Origin of the sequence: Dysgonomonas termitidis (assembly GCF_042654545.1) — a bacterium.
GTDB classification, from domain to species: Bacteria; Bacteroidota; Bacteroidia; order Bacteroidales; family Dysgonomonadaceae; genus Dysgonomonas; species Dysgonomonas termitidis.
In genome coordinates, this window is the sequence record NZ_JBHSGN010000225.1 from 1 (window position 1) to 814 (window position 814).

An 814-nucleotide genomic window follows, 5' to 3' on the forward strand; every position below is an offset into this window, starting at 1 on the left:
TTTTCCAAATGCAAGGATATATGAAGAAACAGCGCAAAAGTCGTGCACTTAGTCCCAATTATGCGAGTCCGAATCAGTTGGTTTTATCGGGATTTGAAAATCCATTCGATCAGCAACTCGATCCGGGAAACCGTTGGGTTGTATTGTCCCATTTGATTCCCTGGGATGAGATTTGCAATCTTTACCTCAAACATGTAGGGGTTAGTTCAACGGGTCGACCGGGATTGAGTCCTCGTGTGGTTTTGGGTTCTCTAATGATCAAGCATCTTTGCAATTTGGATGATCGGGAGACAGTGAGTCAGATTTCGGAAAACATCTATATGCAATACTTTCTGGGGTACTGTAGCTTCACCCATGAAGCCCCATTTGATGCTTCACTGTTTGTGGATTTACGAAAACGCTTGGGTCTAGATACGATCAATGCGATCAACGAGCGGATTGTTCAGTTGAAGACAGGGATGGAGTTTGTGAAAAAAGAATCGGATAAAGACGATTCCGGCATTGATCCTGATGAGGATTCCTTATCCGGTGGCTCAGCGAACAAAGGCCGGATCATTTTTGATGCTACTGCTTGTCCACAGGATATTGCTTATCCAACGGATTTGAATCTGCTCAACGAAGCTCGTGAAATATCGGAAAACCTGATTGATCAGCTCTATACCCATCTGTTACATGATAAAAAGCCGCGTAGCTACCGCAAGGTTGCTCGCAAACGCTATCTGAAGACAGCCCAGAAGAAGAAAAAGAGCAAGAAAGAGATCAGAAACTCCGTTCGCATTCAATTGGGGTATCTCAAGCGGAATATAAATTCTAT

At 43.7% G+C, this 814-nt stretch carries 1 protein-coding gene; it reads left to right on the plus strand.

The features are described from left to right. Positions 1–20: 20 nt before the first annotated feature. Positions 21–814, plus strand: a 794-nt coding sequence (locus tag ACFO6W_RS26355) for a transposase (RefSeq protein ID WP_380002157.1), incomplete at its 3' end; no start/stop codon positions are given.